The following is a 16,900-nucleotide window of genomic DNA, read 5'->3' on the forward strand; positions in this document are numbered from 1 at the left end:
GAGGCCAAAACGTTGAGGTGCTGACAGAACAGCAAGACATGATAAACGACGGCCTTGAGGCCGTCGTTTTGCTATAAGATAACGCCCTTTTCGCGCCCCCAGTCTTGCTACCGGAGTTCTGTACATGACGGCTTCATCCGACCTTTCGCCCACCCTGCAGCTTGCCTGCGATTTGATCCGTCGACCGTCGGTCACGCCCGTCGATGCCGATTGCCAGACCGTGATGATGCAGCGGCTGGGCGAGGCCGGGTTCAAGCTTGAGCCGATGCGTATCGAAGAAGTAGACAACTTCTGGGCGACCCACGGCACCCGGGAAGGTCCGGTGCTGTGTTTTGCCGGCCACACCGATGTGGTGCCGACCGGGCCGGTCACGGCCTGGCAGAACGATCCGTTCGACGCACTGATCGACGAGCACGGCATGCTGTGCGGACGCGGCGCGGCGGACATGAAGGGCAGTCTGGCGGCGATGCTGGTGGCAGCCGAGCGCTTCGTCGCCGACCATCCCGATCACCGGGGATCGGTGGCGTTTCTGATCACCAGCGACGAAGAAGGTCCGGCGCACCACGGCACCAAGGCAGTGGTCGAGCGTCTGGCGGCGCGCAAGGAACGTCTGGACTGGTGCATCGTCGGCGAACCGTCAAGCACCACGCTGGTGGGTGATGTCGTCAAGAACGGCCGTCGTGGCTCGCTGGGTGCCAAACTCACCGTGCGCGGCAAACAGGGGCATGTCGCCTATCCGCACCTGGCCAGAAACCCGATTCACCTGGCCGCGGCCGCGCTCGCCGAGCTGGCTGCCGAGCACTGGGACAACGGCAACGATTTCTTCCCGCCGACCAGCTTCCAGATTTCCAACCTCAATTCCGGCACAGGCGCGACCAACGTGATTCCGGGCGATCTGGTGGCGGTGTTCAACTTCCGTTTCTCCACCGAATCGACGGTCGAAGGCCTGCAGCAGCGCGTTGCCACCATTCTCGACAAGCATGAGCTGGACTGGCACATCGACTGGGCGCTGTCCGGTCTGCCGTTCCTGACCGAACCGGGTGCGTTGCTGGACGCGGTGTCCGCAAGCATCAAGAGCGTCACGGGCCGCGACACCCAGGCTTCGACCAGTGGCGGCACCTCGGATGGTCGCTTTATCGCAACACTGGGCACCCAGGTGGTTGAGCTGGGCCCGGTCAACGCGACGATCCATCAGGTCAACGAGCGCATTCTGGCAAGCGACCTCGACGTACTGACCGAGATCTACTACCAGACACTGGTCAAGTTGCTCGCCTGATGCTGACGTGTCCGATCTGCTCGGCACCGCTCAGTGCGGCCGACAATGGCGTGGTCTGCCCCGCCAATCATCGCTTCGACCGTGCGCGGCAGGGTTACCTGAACCTGTTGCCGGTGCAGCACAAGAACAGCCGCGACCCTGGCGACAATCAGGCGATGGTCGAGGCACGGCGAGACTTTCTCAACGCAGGCCATTATTCGCCGGTCGCCCGGCGACTGGCCGAGCTGGCGGCTGAGCGCAGGCCTGCCCACTGGCTGGACATTGGCTGTGGCGAGGGTTATTACACCCAACAGATCGCCGAGGCGCTGCCCAGATCCGATGGCTACGCGCTGGATATCTCACGCGAGGCCGTCAAGCGCGCCTGCCGTCGTGATCCGAAGGTGACCTGGATGGTCGCCAGCATGGCCCGCGTGCCATTGCCGGACGCCAGCTGTCAGTTTCTGGCGAGCGTTTTCAGCCCTCTGGACTGGAACGAAGCCAAGCGTTTACTGACGCCGGGCGGCGGGTTGATGCGCGTCGGCCCGACCAATGAGCACTTGATGGAACTGCGCCAGCGTCTGTACGACGAAGTGCGCGATTACGCCGATGACAAGCACTTGGCACTGGTCCCGCAAGGGATGCAGCTCCAGCACAGCGAAACGCTGCGCTACACGTTGAAGCTGATCGACGGCCAGTCACGCGCCGACCTGCTGGCCATGACCCCGCACGGCTGGCGCGCGAGCGCCGAACGTCGCACCGCCGTCATCGAGCAACCCGGACCGTTCAAAGTCACCGTTTCCATGCGCTACGATTATTTCGTGCTGCAATAAGCATTCAAAAGAGGCACCCATGCGCCAACCTGATATCGAGATTTACCTGAAAGACGAAGACGTCGATCACAAGGCTATCGCCCAATGGCTCGGCCAGGCCCTTGGCCCTTGCAGCGACTGGGTCCAGAAAGGTCAGACCTGGAAGTGCAAGGCTGGCAGCGTGCCGGTCACCTGGCTGCCGAAGGCGGTGGGCAAGTGGAACAGCCTGTACCTGGAAAGCGACCAGACGCCGTGGGAAGACGACATCGCCTGCGCCCGCGCCGCGTTTGCTGCGCTCAACGTCGAAGTCCGCTGTGCACCGGGCACCTGGGTGGAAGAGGAAAGCGACGACACCGCCGACCGCTGGATGCGCATCAGTGCCGATGGTGAAGAAGAAATCACCTGGCGGACTTCGTAAGCGACAGGATTGCAGCTGGCACACACAGCTCTGATCCTGCCCATGCGCCGCGCCCATCGTTATGCACAAGTCCTGCTGCAACCACCGACTGTGGGAGGCGGCTTGCCGGCGAGGCGTTTTCTTAAGCAACCCATCAGCGGCTGAACTGACGCCATCGCCGGCAAGCCGCCTCCCACACGTAAGCATTCGGTCAGACACGTTCGTTTTGGCCCCGGTTTTCCGCGTCTTCCGGACGTGTGTATAACGATGAGTGCTCCGCGTGAGCATGCAGCCCGTGACGCTCTGCGCACTCGGCTCACGTCACCCTTTTTGCCCATCGCCTCGGGATGCGTCACACTGGCGCCATCTCGGGCAGCCGCCCTTTATTCAGCAGAAGCCGTATGACTCGCTCTCCGTTCCGCCGTCTTGTATTCGGCACTCTGCGCCGTTTGTTGTACCTCTGGGTTCGCTCGGAAACCATCAATCAATCGTCTTTCACACTGAACCTGGATCGCAGCCGTCCGGTGTTCTATGCCCTGCAATCGCCGTCGATCAGCGATCTGGCGGTCATCGACACCGAATGCCGCAAGGCTGGTCTGCCGCGCCCGGTGCTGTCGGTCTCGGTCGGCAAGCTGATGGAGCCCGCTGCGTTCTTCTACCTGACGCCTTCCCCGGACTGGCTCGGCCGCCACGACAAGCGCGGCGCACCGCCCACGCTTGAGCGGCTGGTCGCAGCGGTCAGCCAGAACCCGGCCGAAGATGCGCAGATCATTCCGGTCAGTGTGTTCTGGGGCCAGTCGCCCGATCGCGAATCCAGCGCCTGGAAGCTGCTATTTGCCGACAGTTGGGCCGTTACAGGTCGCCTGCGTCGTCTGGTGAGCATTCTGATTCTGGGCCGCAAGACGCGCGTGCAGTTTTCTGCGCCCATTCACATGCGTGAACTGGTTGATGAGAATAAAGGCTACGAGCTGACGCTGCGCATGACACAGCGTCTGTTGCGCACGCATTTCCGCAACCTGAAAAGCGCCGTGATCGGCCCCGACGTGTCGCACCGGCGTAACGTGGTCAAGGGCCTGCTGGACGAGCCGTTGGTCAAGCAGGCCATTCTTGAGGAAGCCGAGCGCGAGAAGATTTCCGAAGACAAGGCCCGGGCGCTGGCGCTGCGTTATGGCAATGAGATCGCCTCGGACTACACCTATTCGGCCATCCGCTTTCTGGAAGTGGTGCTGAGCTGGTTCTGGAACAAGATCTACGACGGCATCAAGGTCAGCCACATCGAAGGCGTGCAGGAAGTCGCGCCCGGCCATGAGGTCATTTATGTGCCCTGCCACCGCAGCCACATTGATTACCTGCTGCTCTCTTACCTGCTGTTTCGCAATGGCCTTACGCCGCCGCACATCGCGGCGGGCATCAACCTGAACATGCCGGTGATCGGCAGCCTGCTGCGACGCGGCGGCGCGTTTTTCATGCGCCGCACCTTCAAGGGCAACCCGCTGTACACCGCGGTGTTCAACGAATACCTGCACACCTTGTTCACCAAGGGTTTCCCGGTCGAGTACTTCGTGGAAGGCGGCCGCTCGCGCACCGGACGCATGTTGCAACCCAAGACCGGCATGCTCGCCATCACGATGCGCAGCTTTTTGCGCAACTCGCGCATGCCGATCGTATTCATCCCCGTGTACATCGGCTACGAGCGGGTACTTGAAGGGCGCACCTATCTGGGTGAATTGCGCGGCGCGACCAAGAAGAAAGAGTCGATCTTCGACATCTTCAAAGTCATCGGCGCGCTCAAGCAACGCTTCGGTCAGGTTTCGGTGAATTTCGGCGAGCCGATCAAGCTGGCCGAGTATCTCGATGCCGAACAGCCGAACTGGCGTGAACAGGAGCTGGCTCCGCAGTTCAAGCCGGACTGGCTGAGCGGCACCACCCACCGCCTGGGCGAACGTGTGGCTCAACACCTGAACGAAGCGGCAGCCGTCAACCCGATGAACCTGGTGGCCGTGGCGTTGCTGTCCACCCATCGTCTGGCACTGGATGATCAGGCCATGGAACGGGTGCTCGACCTGTACCTGACGCTGCTGCGCGCCGTGCCGTACTCGCCGCACACGACCCTGCCGGAAGGCGATGGCCGCGCGTTGATCGAGCATGTGAAAGGCATGGACCTGCTCGCCGAACAAAAGGATGCGCTGGGCCGGATTCTGTACCTGAACGAGCAGAACGCCGTTCTGATGACGTACTACCGCAACAACGTGCTGCACATCTTCGCGCTGCCGTCGTTGCTGGCCAGTTTCTTCCAGAGCTCTTCGCGCATGAGCCGTGAGCTGATCCTGCGTTATACCCGGGCGCTGTATCCGTACCTGCAATCGGAGCTGTTCATCCGCTGGCCGCTCAGCGAGCTGGACGAGGTTGTGGACCAGTGGCTGGCGGCTTTTGTAGAGCAAGGTCTGCTGCGTCTCAAGGACGACGTGTACGTCCGCCCGGAGCCCAGCTCTCGCGAATTCGTGCTACTGACCCTGTTGTCACGCGCCATTGCTCAAACCCTGCAGCGCTTCTACATGGCCATCGCTCTGCTGCTCAACAGCGGCCAGAACACCCTGAGCCCCGAGGAGCTGGAGGACCTGTGTACGGTCATGGCCCAGCGTCTGTCGATTCTGCATGGCCTGAATGCGCCGGAATTCTTCGACAAGAGCCTGTTCCGGCACTTCATCCAGTCCCTGCTCGACCAGGGCGTGTTGCGCAAGGACTCCGCTGGCAAGCTCAGTTATCACCCGCTGCTCGGTGACCTGGCCGAAGGTGCCGCCAAACGCGTGTTGCCGGCAGAGATCAGGCTGTCGATCCGGCAGGTGGCGTTGCACCAGCACGAAAATGTAACCGAAGCAGACCCGGTCAGCTGAATGCGCTAAATTCCCGCCGATCACGCCAGGCTTCTTCTGGCGTGATCGAAACGGAGATTCACATGAAAAAGCTCAGCCTCATCCTTGCCACTGCCCTGCTCGGAGCCTGCAGTAGCCCGCAAACACCCCACGCCAGCCTCGACGGCGAGGTGTTCTACCTGCAACGCATCGCCCTGCCGCCTTCTGCTGTCCTCAGCGTCAGCCTTCAGGATGTCTCGAAAGCCGATGTGGCTGCCTTGCAACTGGCGCGTCAGAGCGGCCCGGTGAAAGGCCAGGTCCCGCTGGCATTTCACCTGGAATACGACGCCGCTCAGGTCCAGCCAGGTCATCGCTATGCAGTCAGTGCGATAATCGAAGCCGACGGCAAACTGTTGTTCATCAGCACCGAACAGCATGCTGTAAAACTGGACGGCACCGATCCCGTTCCCTTACGCATCAGATTGAACCCCGCGCAGCAGCTTCCCTGATACGCTCACTGCCATACAGCGCCGATATATGCTTTGGTGCTGCTTCCAAGATTTCTCTTAAAAGGATGCTGCCATGCTTCGCCCCTCGTTTACCTTTGCTGGCCTCTGCGCAGGCCTGCTGCTGTCGGCCAACGTTTTCGCCCTGTCGCTGGGCGACCTGTCGCAATCAGACGCCACGGGCGGCCTCAAAGACGCCTTGACCCAAGGCGCACAAGTTGCCGTCAAGCAACTGGGCGTACCCGGCGGTTTCAGCAAAAACGATGAAGTGCGCATCGAACTGCCTGGCAAACTGGGTCAAGTCGCCAAGAAAATGAAAATGCTCGGCATGGGCACTCAGGTCGATCAGCTGGAAGCCAGCATGAACCAGGCCGCCGAAGCCGCTGTGCCGCAGGCGCAAGCGCTGCTGGTGGATGCCGTGAAGAAAATGAGCGTGACCGACGCCAAGGCGATTCTCAGCGGTGGCAAGGATTCAGCGACTCAGTACCTGAACAGCAGCAGCCGCGAACAGATCCGCGCAAAATTCCTGCCCATCGTCAAGAAAGCCACCGATCAAGTCGGTCTGGCGCAAAAATACAACGCTTTTGCTGGTAAGGCGTCGGCACTGGGCATGCTGGATACCAAAAGCGCCAACATCGAAAGTTACGTGACCGAACAGGCGCTCAACGGGCTGTTCGAAATGATCGCCAAACAGGAAGAAAGCATCCGCGCCAACCCGGCCGCGGCCGCGACGGGGCTGGCGAAAAAGGTATTTGGTGCCTTGTAAGCGCTTCGGCAAACTCGTGGGAGCGGACTTGTCCGCGAATGCTGTAATTCAGTCGATGAATATTCGTCTGATGTAATGGCCTTTTCGCGGACAAGCGGAACGCCGCCCGGTCCGCTCCCACTGAGTTTGCTGTGCGACAGCGCTACGTGCAGGACGTGGTAGCGCCTCCCACAATCCGATACTCGCCGCGAGATCACACCGATCAAACGCCCTCCACTTTCTTGACCCTGAACCACGCCGCATACAGCGCAGGCAAAAACAGCAGCGTCAGTGCGGTGGCGACGATCAGGCCGCCCATGATCGCCACGGCCATCGGGCCGAAGAACAGGCTGCGTGACAGCGGGATCATGGCCAGCACAGCGGCCAGTGCGGTCAGCACGATGGGCCGGAAGCGGCGAACGGTGGCTTCGATGATCGCGTGCCATTGATCCAGCCCGGCGGCGATGTCCTGCTCGATCTGGTCCACCAGAATCACCGAGTTGCGCATGATCATCCCCGACAGCGCGATGGTGCCCAGCATTGCCACGAAGCCGAACGGCTGGTTGAAGATCAGCAGAAACAGCGTCACCCCGATCAGGCCCAGCGGCGCGGTCACGAACACCATCAGCATGCGCGAAAAGCTGCGCAACTGGATCATCAGCAAGGTCAGCACCACAACGATGAACAAGGGAACGCCGGCATTGACCGAGTTCTGTCCGCGTGCGGAATCCTCTACCGTACCGCCCACTTCCAGCAGATAGCCGTCCGGCAATTCGGCACGCACCGACTCCAGCGTCGGCAGGATCTGTTTGACCAGCGTTGCCGGTTGATCCTTGCCGTAGATGTCAGCGCGCACGGTCACGTTCGGCAAGCGATTGCGGTGCCAGATAACGCCCTCTTCAAAGCCGTAATCCAGAGTGGCCACTTGCGATAACGCCACACTGGTCCCGTTTTGCGTGGGAATCGCCAGACTGGACAGCGACTCCAGTTGCTCACGCTCGTTGCGTGTGCCGCGCACCATGATGTCCACCAGTTCATCGTCTTCGCGATACTGGCTGACGTTGGAGCCGGTGAGCGAGTTGCGCAGGAACGCCGACAAATCTGCGGTGGTCACGCCCAGGGCACGCGCGCGATCCTGATCGATGTTCAGGTGCACGACTTTGCTTGGCTCTTCCCAGTCGAGGTGAACATTGGAGACGTGGGGGTTTTCGCGGACCTTATCCTGCACCTTGCGCGCCAGCGCGCGCACCACTTCGATGTGCTCGCCGGTGATGCGAAATTGCACCGGATAGCCCACAGGCGGGCCGTTTTCCAGACGCGTCACCCTGGAGCGCAGGGTCGGGAATTGCTCGTTAAGGTGGCTGATCAGCCAGGTGCGCAGCGCCTCCCGGTCTTCAATGCTGCGGGTGAGCACAACGAACTGCGCAAAGCTGGGCGCGGGCAATTGCTGGTCCAGCGGCAGGTAAAAACGGGGCGAGCCGGTGCCGACGTAAGCGACGTAGTTGTCGATGCCTTCGTGCCCCTTGAGCATCTGCTCCAGGCGCTTGACCTGCTCGGCGGTGTTGACCAGCGAAGACCCTTCGGCGAGCTTCAGGTCGACCATCAGCTCCAGACGACCGGAAGCCGGGAAGAACTGTTGCGGGACGAACTTAAACATCACCACTGACAACACGAACAGACCGACGGTGGCCACGATCACCGTCTTGCGGCGACGCACGCACCAGCCCACCAATGCACGGATACGCTGGTAGAAAGGCGTCGCGTAAGGGTCAGGTGCGTGGGCCCCGCCATGCTTTTGCGCATGCCGCCTGGCAAGGTCCGGCAACAGCCGGTCGCCCAGATACGGCACAAACATCACCGCCGCAATCCACGAGGCAATCAGGGCAATGGTCACCACCTGAAAGATCGAGCGGGTGTATTCGCCGGTGCTTGATTGCGCGGTGGCAATCGGCAGAAAACCCGCTGCCGTGATCAGCGTACCGGTCAGCATCGGGAACGCCGTACTGGTCCAGGCGAAGCTGGCCGCCTTGAGCCGGTCGTAACCCTGTTCCATCTTGATCGCCATCATCTCTACAGCAATGATGGCATCGTCCACCAGCAACCCCAGTGCCAGCACCAGTGCACCGAGCGAAATCTTGTGCAGGCCGATGCCCAGGTAATACATGGTCGCAAACGTCATGGCCAGCACCAGTGGAATGGACAACGCCACCACCATGCCGGTACGGACTCCCAGCGAGAAGAAACTCACCAGCAGGACGATGATCAACGCTTCGGCCAGTACCTGAACGAACTCGCCGACACCGGTCTTCACGGCTGCAGGCTGGTCGGACACCTTGCGCAATTGCATACCGGCCGGAAGGTTTTTCTGCAGCCTGGCGAACTCGGCTTCCAGCGCCCGCCCCAGCACCAGAATGTCGCCGCCGTTTTTCATCGCCACGGCCAGGCCAATCGCATCGTCGTCCATGAAGCGCATGCGCGGCGCGGGTGGATCGTTGAAACCGCGATGGACGTCAGCCAGATCACTGATGCGCAAGGTACGGTCGCCAACCCGAATCGGGAAGTTGCGAATCTCGTCGACGCTTTCGAAACGGCCACTGACACGCAGCTGGATACGCTCAGTGGAAGTCTCGAAGAAACTGGCCGCCGACACGGCATTCTGCGCTTCAAGGGCCTGCTGCACCTGCTGCAACGGCAGGCCCAGCGTGGCGAGCTTGACGTTGGACAGTTCGATCCAGATCTTCTCGTCCTGCAGACCGATCAACTCGACCTTGCCGACATCCTTGACCCGCTGCAGTTGAATCTGAATACGGTCGGCGTAGTCCTTGAGCACCGCGTAATCAAACCCCTGGCCGGTCAGCGCGTAGATATTGCCAAACGTGGTACCGAACTCATCATTGAAGAACGGTCCCTGCACGCCAGGCGGCAGGCTCTGGCGGATATCGCCGACCTTCTTGCGCAACTGATACCAGAGTTCGGGCAGATAGGCGGAGAAGATCGAGTCGCGCGCCACGAACGTGACCGTGGACTCCCCAGGCCGCGAGAAGGATGCAATGCGCTCGTACTCGCCGGTTTCCATGAGTTTCTTTTCGATGCGGTCCGTGACCTGACGGGCCACTTCTTCAGCGCTGGCGCCGGGCCACAGGGTGCGGATCACCATGGCCTTGAAGGTGAACGGCGGATCTTCGCTCTGACCCAGCTTGGTGTAGGACAACGCGCCGACGATGGCCAGCACGATCATCAGATACAGCACGACCTGGCGGTGACGCAGCGCCCATTCGGAAAGATTGAAATGCATCGAGGCCTACTCCTTGGCAGCCAGTTTCACGGCCCGATTACTGCGGTCCACTGGACGAATTCGCTCGCCTTCGCGCAACACATGCCCGCCTGCGGCCACGACCCAGTCGGTCTCTTTCAAGCCTTGAAGCACCGGCACCGACTCCTGGCCATAAGGCCCGACCTGCACCGGCACGCGGCTCACGGTGCTGTCGGGAGCGACCCGCCATACATACGTGCCACCGTTCTCGGCCGTCAGTGCCGCGAGCGGCACCGCCAGCGGCACTGCGTGCTCGGACGCGATGAACACCCGGGCACTCTGGCCCAGCTCCACCGGGACCTGCCCGCTGGCAAACGCGACGCGCGCTGCGAAGGTTCGCGAGCGGGGATCGGCGGAAGGCGACAATTCACGAATGCGGCCGGGGAAGCGTTGATCGCGCAGCGTCCACAGCTCGACCGAGACCGGCTGACCGACCTTGAAACGGGCAAAGTTCTGCTCCGGCAAGCTGATCGACACTTCCCGCTCACCGTCGGTGGCCAAGGTGAAGACGGTCTGCCCCGCAGCCACCACTTGCCCGACCTCCACCGAACGCCTGGCGATCACGCCATCTTGTGACGCGCGCAGCACGGTGTAGCTGGTCTGGTTGTCGGCAACCGTCAGCTCGGCCTTGATCTGCTTGAGTCGCGCTTCGCCCGAGCGATAGAGGTTTTCGGCGTTGTCGTATTGCGAACGGCTGACCATCTGCCGGTCCAGCAGGGTCTTGTAGCGATCCCGCTCCGAGCGCACCAGTTGCAGGTTGGCTTCGGCGGCGGTGACTTGTGCGCGGGTGGCGTCCAGTTGCAGGCGTACGTCCTGCGCGTCCAGCTCGGCCAGTGGCTGGTTGGCCTTGACCCGCTGCCCCTCCTCGACCATGCGCTTGCTGACCTTGCCGGAGATACGGAACGCCAGCTCAGGCTCGAAGCGCGCACGGACCTCGCCAGGGTAGCTGTCCATGGATTGAGCGGAAGGCAACGGCTGCACCACCATTGCAGGACGAATCACCACAGGCGCGGTGCTCTCCTGGCCGCAGGCGGTCAGCAATGAAACCAGACACAGGGGAACGACAAGCGGCATGACATCGCGGAACATGATGTAAACCTTCATCAAAACAAGCTTGGAATAATTGTACTGGCGAGTATATTAAAAATTATCAAACTCACCAGTACATTATTCGAAGCCATGCCTGACGCCCCATTGAATACCGGACCCGGTCGCCCCAAGGACCTTGAGAAGCGCAAGGCCATTCTTGAGTCGGCGAAGAACCTGTTCATCAGTAACGGCTACGTGAATACCAGTATGGACGCGATTGCCAGCGAAGCCGGCGTCTCCAAGCTGACGGTCTACAGCCACTTCACCGACAAGGAAACGCTATTCTCAGCCGCCGTGGTGGCGCGTTGCGAAGAGCAGATGCCTGCTGTGCTGTTTCATCTGGCGCAAGGCGCGACCGTCGAGACCGCGCTGCTCAACATCGCCCGCGCCTTCCAATGCCTGGTCAACAGCCCCGAATCCCTCGAACTGCACCGATTGATGGTGACGCTGGGCTCGCAGGATCCGCAGCTGTCGATGATCTTCTTCGAGGCCGGGCCGCAAAAGCTCATCAGTGAAATGGAACGCGTGCTGATCGAAATCGACGCAACCGGCAGCCTGCGCATCGAAAATCCTCTGCGGGCTGCCGAGCATTTTCTGAATATGGTGAAAGGTATTCACAACTTCCGCTTGCTGGTGGGATGCAGCGTGCAGCCGGACGAAGACTGCGCCGAGCGGCATGTGCGTGAGGTCGTCACGCTGTTCATGCGCGCCTATGCCCCAGGCGACTGATCGACGAATAACCGGCTCACTCGACGGGCCTGGGCTTCAAGGCTTTCTTCGGGTAAATGTCATAGCGGCTGGATTTGCCATCCAGTGCGTAGCCCGGTTTGGCACCGTCAATGCAAGGTGCCTTACGCGGACGCTTGACCACGACACGGTGCGTGGCCAACGCCAGCGCCGCTTCCAGCAAGGCGGGCGCATCCATGTCATCGCCCACCAGCGGACGAAACAGACGCATCTCCTTTTTGACCAGCGCGGTTTTTTCCCGATGCGGGAACATGGGATCAAGGTAGATGACTTGCGGCGGCTCGCCCTGCCAGTCACGAATCAGCTGGATAGAGTTGCCGGTCAGCAAGCGCATCTGATTGATGATCGAACCCACATCACGGTCGTTGCGCCCACGTGACAGCCCGTCCTCCAGCAACGCAGCGATGATCGGCTGGCGTTCGATCAGACTCATCTCGCACCCCAGACTTGCCAGCACGAACGCATCCTTGCCCAACCCCGCCGTGGCATCCAGCACACGAGGCCGGATACCCGGCTGGATGCCCACTGCCTTGGCGATCATCTGCCCGGTGCCGCCACCGAACAGCCTGCGATGGGCCACCGCGCCCTCGACGAAATCGACCCGCACCGCCCCCGGCGCATCGTCACCCAACTGCTGCAACTGCAGGCCTTCGTCGGTGACTTGCAGGGCAAAATCCGCCTCTTCGTCCTGCAACGGCAAGCCCAGCCGCGCCGCCCACTGCGCGGCCTGATCCTGCCCACTTGCGGTCAGGGCTTCGACCCGTATACGACTGCCTGCCTGCTGTTCACTCATTGCGCCCACACACTCAAAAATTGTTAATGATCGGCAAAATCTGCCGATAACCAAAGTATCCGGCATTTTGCCAGACCCAAGGCCAGTACTGATCGCTATGTCAGACATTGTTCAAACATCCATTGGCTATTTGTCGCACTCAGGCGACTTTAGCGTCCGCAACAGCCGCACCCTCGGTGGTGTCACGCAGTTGTGGTCGGATGCGTTTGCACGAGCGATGGCCGATCAGGTTGCCGACAGCACCCCGACCCCCGTGCATCCCAGCACTGTGGAAGTGGACGTTGAGACTGGCGAGCCGGTTGCCGGTGCCAAAACCCTGGGCAAGATTGTCGAGCAGCGCGCCTGTCCGGTCGCCGACACCGAAGTCAAACCACCTGAACCGCTGTTTCTGCCGATTGCCGAATTCGAACTGGATTTGCTGCCTCCACCAGCAGAACCGTTCAGCATTGCTGACATCATTGAGCAGCAGCGCCATCTGGAATTCGAAAGTAACTGGGTGCGGCCTACCGTGCTCAACGCCCACAGCGACGTGACGCCTGGTCCAGCACCACAGCCACGTGCGCTGCATCTGCCTATCGCCGAGCTCGAATGGGAACTGGCTGACAAGGCCGCCCTGCCGCTGGACGAAGAAACCCTCGCCACGCAACAGCGTCAGTTCGACTACGACAGCGTCTGGGCCCGCCCGTTGATCCTGCAAAACCTGCGCATGGCGGCCTGATCAGCGACACACCTGCCAACGTCCCATGTCCACATGAAAATGATCACGATGCGCCGCGTTGTACTCCGGCCCCAGCACCGTGCTGAAGCTCTTGCAGGCCCCATCACGCACTAGCCTGAGAAAGCGCCCTTTATCCCCGGTATCGTTCCAGTCCTTGAGCAGATTGATACGTTGACCGTCGTCCAGACGGAAACCGGCGATATCCAGCGCATTGGCGGTCGCATGCTGACTGAGCCGGCTATTGGCGCGGTTGTAGATGTTGCGACAGGCAAAGCTGCCAAGGTGATCGATACGCGCAACGCGCTGACCGAACACCGTCTCAGCCGCGGGTTGCAGCGCATGGATATCGAACAGCACATAAGCCACGGCCAAGGGGCAACTGGCCAGAAAGCTGCTGCTCAGCGCCACATCCCCACCCTGCACGCGCAAGGTATTTTCCAGTGGACATCGCGCCGAATCCGGGCTGTCGGCCTGACGACTGAAACGCAGCCCGGATGCGCTCAGCACCTGATCGCATAACGCCGGGTCATCTCGCAGGCGTGACAACTTGAAGGGCGTCAACAGATTCGGCTCGGCGCGAACATCCAGCGGTGCCCAAGGGTTCCATTGCGGAGGCACGTCGACCCAGCCACGCCACACCGCGAAAACCCCGACTGCGCACAGCACCAGCAACATCAGGAATACGCGCATGCTCAGCCCTTGAACAGATCGTTCAGTTGATCGAAAGGCAACGCCTGTCCGGCGTAATTGAACGTGCCGTAGTGACGGATTTCCTCCGCTGCACGATACAGCCCACCCAATGCTGCGCGCGCCAGCGAAGAGCCGACGCTGATGCGTTTGACGCCGCACTCGCTCAGGTCCGCAACCGAAAGCGCCACGCCACCCAGCCCCATCAGAACATTCACAGGCCTGGGCGCGACCGCACGCACGACGGCGATCACCTCTTCACGAGTACGCAGGCCGGGCGCGTAGAGCACATCCGCCCCCGCCTCTGCGTACGCTTCAAGCCTGCGCAAGGTGTCGGCGAAGTCCATCCGGCCGTGCAACAGGTTTTCCGCCCGCGCCGTCAGCATGAAAGGAAACGGCAGGTCGCGCACGGCAGCGACCGAAGCCCGCACGCGCGCAACGGACAGGTCGAAGTCATAGATGGGGTTGTCTGCCTGCCCGCTGGCGTCCTCGATGGAACCGCCCACGATACCCGCCGCAGCCGCCTTGAGCAGCGTCTCGGCGCAGCCTTCGGGGCTGTCGGCAAAGCCGTTTTCCAGGTCGGCCGCGACCGGGAGTGGCGTGGCCGCGACAATAGCCGCCACGTTGGCGAGGGTGTCATCGCGGCTGAGTGCGCCCTCGGCGTCGGCGCGGCCCAGGGCGAATGCCAGACCGGCGCTGGTGGTCGCCAAGGCCTCGAAACCCAGCGACGCCAGTAGCTTTGCCGAGCCTGCATCCCAGGGGTTGGGCATCACGAACGCACCTTCGCGCTCATGCAAGGCCTTGAATGTCTGTGCTTTGAGACGTTGTTGCGAGTCCATGGGCGTGCTCTCCGGGTGACAGGTTTCAATAAACCCACACCTATCGACCTCAGAGCAAGCCCAACTGCTCCACCTCTGGACCACGATCCAGTTCAGACAATGGCGGCAACCCTGGCAGGCGCACCATCAATTGCTCATGAAAGCGCCGCGCCAGATCAGGCGCCCGCAGGTTATCCGGGGTGTGCAGGAACACGTAGGGCACACGACCCTCTTCAATCCACACGGCCACCTTCTCAACCCACTGCACCAGAAACGGGTCATTGGCTTCCAGCTCAGGGCGACCGATGAATCGTACCTGAGGATGTTGAGTCAGTGCGGCTGGGCGAGCGGGCACCTTGGGTTTCTTGGACTGTGCATGCAGCACGGCGGGGTCACTGGACACGCAGCTGAACAGCGCGCGCGAGTCCAGGCAGATGCGTTCGATGCCACGGTCCAGCAGAAGACGATTGAGCATGCGCTCCTCATCGCCTTTCATGAAAAAGGCCATGTTGCGAACTTCAACGGCCAAGGGCACGTTCAACTCATCAATGAACCCCGCCAGTTCTGCCAGGCGCTGTGGCGTGAAACTGGCCGACAACTGCAACCAGAACGGCGCTACGCGCGTGCCCAGCGGGGCCATGAGTTGAATGAACGTTTCAGCAGCGGTTACCTGGGCACGCAGATCGCCGCCGTGGCTGATGTCGCGGGGAAACTTGGCGGTGAAGCGAAAATCTTCCGGCATCACTTCGGCCCAACGCTGCACGGTGGAGGCCGCGGGCCGGGCGTAGAACGTCGTATTGCCTTCGACGACATTGAAGACTTGGGTGTAAAGGCTCAGAAAGTCAGCAGGACGAGCCTCTTCGGGGTACAGCGAGTCGCGCCAGGCGTTTTCGCTCCAGGACGGACACCCCAGGTAGTAAGGAAGACCGGACACCATCAGACGTGAAGATCGAGCCCCGATACTTCAAGGTCCCAATCCACAAAACTGGCCGTGGTCAGGTAACTGGCCAGGGCGTTGGCGACACGAGAACTCATGGAGCGCGGAAAGATGATGTCCTGAGGACGTGCGGGTACATTGCCAGTACTTGAAATCGGGCCCTCATCCGCCTGACGGCGGGCAGCATTGGCAGGCGCAGGCAGCGCGGGGAGGTCCGCGTCGGAAGAGATTTCCTCGAAGGAACCCTCCACCGTCGAAGGGCGCTTCTGCGGCTTTCGCTTGATGGGGTATGAACGTTGTGATGGTCCGTCAATGCGCATCGGTAGTTACTCGGCTTCTGTAGTGGCAATTTAACGTTACAGTCCGGATACTGGCAAATTCCCTAACGTTAACTAGACCACACATATTGCAAATTGTTTGAGCCCAGGCGCTTGAAGTCACACTAAAACGATAAACGGTAGATGGCAAATTGATACGCAGGTTGCAATCGTCATAACTCGGGGGTTGCAACGCTCACCACTATCGCGCCTTTGGCGTCGCCACTTTGTCACGTAGATAGACCGGCTGCGCATCATCCGCCGGCACGGCTTCGCCGCGATTCCAGGCGAAGGTGGCAAGCGTCAGCAGATCCTGAGCATGAGGCAGCAGGCTTGCATCCTGCCCCGCCAACGTAACCGGGATACGCTCGGCATAGCCCCAACCGGTGCCCGCGCCGAACCACTGCCCCGTAGCGTCCAGGGGCAAGGCGGCCAGTTCGGGCGCCATGACCGCTTCATGACCGACCAGACGCATCTCGCCCGCCCTCTCGTGATAGCAACCCCAATAGACCTCATCCATGCGCGCATCAATGGCCGCAGCCACCTGCGATACACCCTGCTCGCGGTAGGCTCGCTGCGCCAGCACCGCCAGGTTGGAAACCGGCAAAACGGGACGCTCCAGCGCGAAGGCCAGTCCCTGAACGACACCGATCGCAATCCGCACACCGGTGAACGCTCCCGGACCACGGCCGAAGGCAATGGCGTCCAGCGCCGACAGGGCAATCCCCGCCTCGGCCAGCAGGTCCTTGATCATCGGCAGCAGGCGCTGGGCATGCAGGCGCGGAATCACCTCGTAGTGGCTCAGTACCTTGCCGTCATGCAGCAAAGCGACCGAGCAGGCTTCAGTGGCGGTGTCCAGGGCCAGCAAGGTGGTCATCGGTGTGTCCGTCGTCATGGAAAAGTGGCGCAGTATAAAT

Annotated in this window: 16 protein-coding genes; 8 read left to right on the forward strand and 8 right to left on the reverse strand. The window is 61.3% G+C overall.

Features of this window, described 5'->3' with window-relative positions; all coding sequences use genetic code 11:
- Positions 1-124 precede the first annotated feature (124 nt).
- The 6 genes from dapE (at position 125) to H8S56_RS05620 (ending at position 6,585) form a co-directional block, all read left to right on the forward strand.
- Positions 125-1,276 carry a succinyl-diaminopimelate desuccinylase gene (gene dapE / locus H8S56_RS05595; protein ID WP_024686159.1) on the forward strand — a complete coding sequence of 384 codons (1,152 nt, stop codon included), beginning with the start codon at positions 125-127 and terminating at the stop codon, positions 1,274-1,276.
- Positions 1,276-2,085 carry a putative RNA methyltransferase gene (locus tag H8S56_RS05600; RefSeq protein ID WP_024686158.1) on the forward strand — a complete coding sequence of 270 codons (810 nt, stop codon included), beginning with the start codon at positions 1,276-1,278 and terminating at the stop codon, positions 2,083-2,085. The genes dapE and H8S56_RS05600 overlap by 1 nt, the downstream gene beginning before the upstream one ends.
- 19 nt (positions 2,086-2,104) lie before the next feature.
- On the forward strand, positions 2,105-2,482 hold the full coding sequence (locus H8S56_RS05605) for a hypothetical protein (RefSeq protein ID WP_024686157.1): 378 nt from the start codon (positions 2,105-2,107) through the stop codon (positions 2,480-2,482).
- Between the two features lie 380 nt (positions 2,483-2,862).
- Complete coding sequence (gene plsB, locus H8S56_RS05610) at positions 2,863-5,355, forward strand: glycerol-3-phosphate 1-O-acyltransferase PlsB (RefSeq protein ID WP_187518086.1); 2,493 nt, start codon at positions 2,863-2,865, stop codon at positions 5,353-5,355.
- Between the two features lie 62 nt (positions 5,356-5,417).
- A complete protein-coding gene (locus H8S56_RS05615; protein WP_187518087.1) occupies positions 5,418-5,822 on the forward strand; it encodes a YbaY family lipoprotein in 405 nt (134 codons plus the stop codon).
- Between the two features lie 73 nt (positions 5,823-5,895).
- Positions 5,896-6,585 carry a DUF4197 domain-containing protein gene (locus H8S56_RS05620; RefSeq protein ID WP_187518088.1) on the forward strand — a complete coding sequence of 230 codons (690 nt, stop codon included), beginning with the start codon at positions 5,896-5,898 and terminating at the stop codon, positions 6,583-6,585.
- Between the two features lie 202 nt (positions 6,586-6,787).
- Here H8S56_RS05620 and H8S56_RS05625 read toward each other — a convergent pair whose 3' ends face one another.
- Positions 6,788-9,859: an efflux RND transporter permease subunit gene (locus H8S56_RS05625; protein ID WP_187518089.1), complete on the reverse strand. Its 3,072-nt coding sequence runs from the start codon at positions 9,857-9,859 to the stop codon at positions 6,788-6,790.
- A gap of 6 nt (positions 9,860-9,865) precedes the next feature.
- Positions 9,866-10,966 (reverse strand): efflux RND transporter periplasmic adaptor subunit, encoded by a 1,101-nt coding sequence (locus tag H8S56_RS05630; RefSeq protein ID WP_187518090.1) that lies wholly within the window; start codon positions 10,964-10,966, stop codon positions 9,866-9,868.
- 90 nt (positions 10,967-11,056) lie between these two features.
- Here H8S56_RS05630 and H8S56_RS05635 point away from each other — a divergent pair, with 90 nt between their 5' ends.
- The gene (locus H8S56_RS05635; protein WP_024684708.1) at positions 11,057-11,695 is read left to right on the forward strand and encodes a TetR/AcrR family transcriptional regulator; all 639 of its coding nucleotides are present in this window, start codon (positions 11,057-11,059) and stop codon (positions 11,693-11,695) included.
- Between the two features lie 16 nt (positions 11,696-11,711).
- Here the strand turns inward: H8S56_RS05635 and H8S56_RS05640 are convergent, their stop codons facing one another.
- On the reverse strand, positions 11,712-12,506 hold the full coding sequence (locus H8S56_RS05640; RefSeq protein WP_187518091.1) for a class I SAM-dependent methyltransferase: 795 nt from the start codon (positions 12,504-12,506) through the stop codon (positions 11,712-11,714).
- 97 nt (positions 12,507-12,603) lie between these two features.
- Between H8S56_RS05640 and H8S56_RS05645 the strand changes: the two genes are divergently transcribed.
- Positions 12,604-13,224, forward strand: a complete 621-nt coding sequence (locus H8S56_RS05645) for a hypothetical protein (RefSeq protein ID WP_024684706.1) — start codon at positions 12,604-12,606, stop codon at positions 13,222-13,224.
- Here H8S56_RS05645 and H8S56_RS05650 read toward each other — a convergent pair whose 3' ends face one another.
- From H8S56_RS05650 to tsaB, 5 genes are all read right to left on the reverse strand, one after another.
- Positions 13,225-13,914: an extensin-like domain-containing protein gene (locus H8S56_RS05650; protein WP_024684705.1), complete on the reverse strand. Its 690-nt coding sequence runs from the start codon at positions 13,912-13,914 to the stop codon at positions 13,225-13,227.
- Between the two features lie 2 nt (positions 13,915-13,916).
- Positions 13,917-14,750 carry an isocitrate lyase/PEP mutase family protein gene (locus tag H8S56_RS05655; protein WP_187518092.1) on the reverse strand — a complete coding sequence of 278 codons (834 nt, stop codon included), beginning with the start codon at positions 14,748-14,750 and terminating at the stop codon, positions 13,917-13,919.
- A gap of 49 nt (positions 14,751-14,799) precedes the next feature.
- Positions 14,800-15,666, reverse strand: coding sequence for a DUF72 domain-containing protein (locus H8S56_RS05660; RefSeq protein WP_187518093.1), 867 nt, complete (start codon positions 15,664-15,666; stop codon positions 14,800-14,802).
- On the reverse strand, positions 15,666-15,986 hold the full coding sequence (locus tag H8S56_RS05665; protein WP_024684702.1) for a hypothetical protein: 321 nt from the start codon (positions 15,984-15,986) through the stop codon (positions 15,666-15,668). Before H8S56_RS05665 ends, H8S56_RS05660 begins: the two co-directional genes overlap by 1 nt.
- Positions 15,987-16,185: 199 nt before the next feature.
- Positions 16,186-16,860 (reverse strand): tRNA (adenosine(37)-N6)-threonylcarbamoyltransferase complex dimerization subunit type 1 TsaB, encoded by a 675-nt coding sequence (gene tsaB / locus H8S56_RS05670; protein WP_024695010.1) that lies wholly within the window; start codon positions 16,858-16,860, stop codon positions 16,186-16,188.
- Between the last annotated feature and the right edge of the window lie 40 nt (positions 16,861-16,900).

The sequence above is a fragment of the Pseudomonas triticifolii genome (genome assembly GCF_014358015.1).
GTDB classification, from domain to species: Bacteria; Pseudomonadota; Gammaproteobacteria; order Pseudomonadales; family Pseudomonadaceae; genus Aquipseudomonas; species Aquipseudomonas triticifolii.

Bases quoted from the DNA above. Each gene is read 5' to 3' on its own strand.
- dapE (WP_024686159.1), top strand. From the start codon at position 125: ATGACGGCTTCATCCGACCTTTCGCCCACCCTGCAGCTTGCCTGCGAT.
- H8S56_RS05600 (WP_024686158.1), top strand. From the start codon at position 1,276: ATGCTGACGTGTCCGATCTGCTCGGCACCGCTCAGTGCGGCCGACAAT.
- H8S56_RS05605 (WP_024686157.1), top strand. From the start codon at position 2,105: ATGCGCCAACCTGATATCGAGATTTACCTGAAAGACGAAGACGTCGAT.
- plsB (WP_187518086.1), top strand. From the start codon at position 2,863: ATGACTCGCTCTCCGTTCCGCCGTCTTGTATTCGGCACTCTGCGCCGT.
- H8S56_RS05615 (WP_187518087.1), top strand. From the start codon at position 5,418: ATGAAAAAGCTCAGCCTCATCCTTGCCACTGCCCTGCTCGGAGCCTGC.
- H8S56_RS05620 (WP_187518088.1), top strand. From the start codon at position 5,896: ATGCTTCGCCCCTCGTTTACCTTTGCTGGCCTCTGCGCAGGCCTGCTG.
- H8S56_RS05625 (WP_187518089.1), bottom strand. From the start codon at position 9,859: ATGCATTTCAATCTTTCCGAATGGGCGCTGCGTCACCGCCAGGTCGTG.
- H8S56_RS05630 (WP_187518090.1), bottom strand. From the start codon at position 10,966: ATGTTCCGCGATGTCATGCCGCTTGTCGTTCCCCTGTGTCTGGTTTCA.
- H8S56_RS05635 (WP_024684708.1), top strand. From the start codon at position 11,057: ATGCCTGACGCCCCATTGAATACCGGACCCGGTCGCCCCAAGGACCTT.
- H8S56_RS05640 (WP_187518091.1), bottom strand. From the start codon at position 12,506: ATGAGTGAACAGCAGGCAGGCAGTCGTATACGGGTCGAAGCCCTGACC.
- H8S56_RS05645 (WP_024684706.1), top strand. From the start codon at position 12,604: ATGTCAGACATTGTTCAAACATCCATTGGCTATTTGTCGCACTCAGGC.
- H8S56_RS05650 (WP_024684705.1), bottom strand. From the start codon at position 13,914: ATGCGCGTATTCCTGATGTTGCTGGTGCTGTGCGCAGTCGGGGTTTTC.
- H8S56_RS05655 (WP_187518092.1), bottom strand. From the start codon at position 14,750: ATGGACTCGCAACAACGTCTCAAAGCACAGACATTCAAGGCCTTGCAT.
- H8S56_RS05660 (WP_187518093.1), bottom strand. From the start codon at position 15,666: ATGGTGTCCGGTCTTCCTTACTACCTGGGGTGTCCGTCCTGGAGCGAA.
- H8S56_RS05665 (WP_024684702.1), bottom strand. From the start codon at position 15,986: ATGCGCATTGACGGACCATCACAACGTTCATACCCCATCAAGCGAAAG.
- tsaB (WP_024695010.1), bottom strand. From the start codon at position 16,860: ATGACCACCTTGCTGGCCCTGGACACCGCCACTGAAGCCTGCTCGGTC.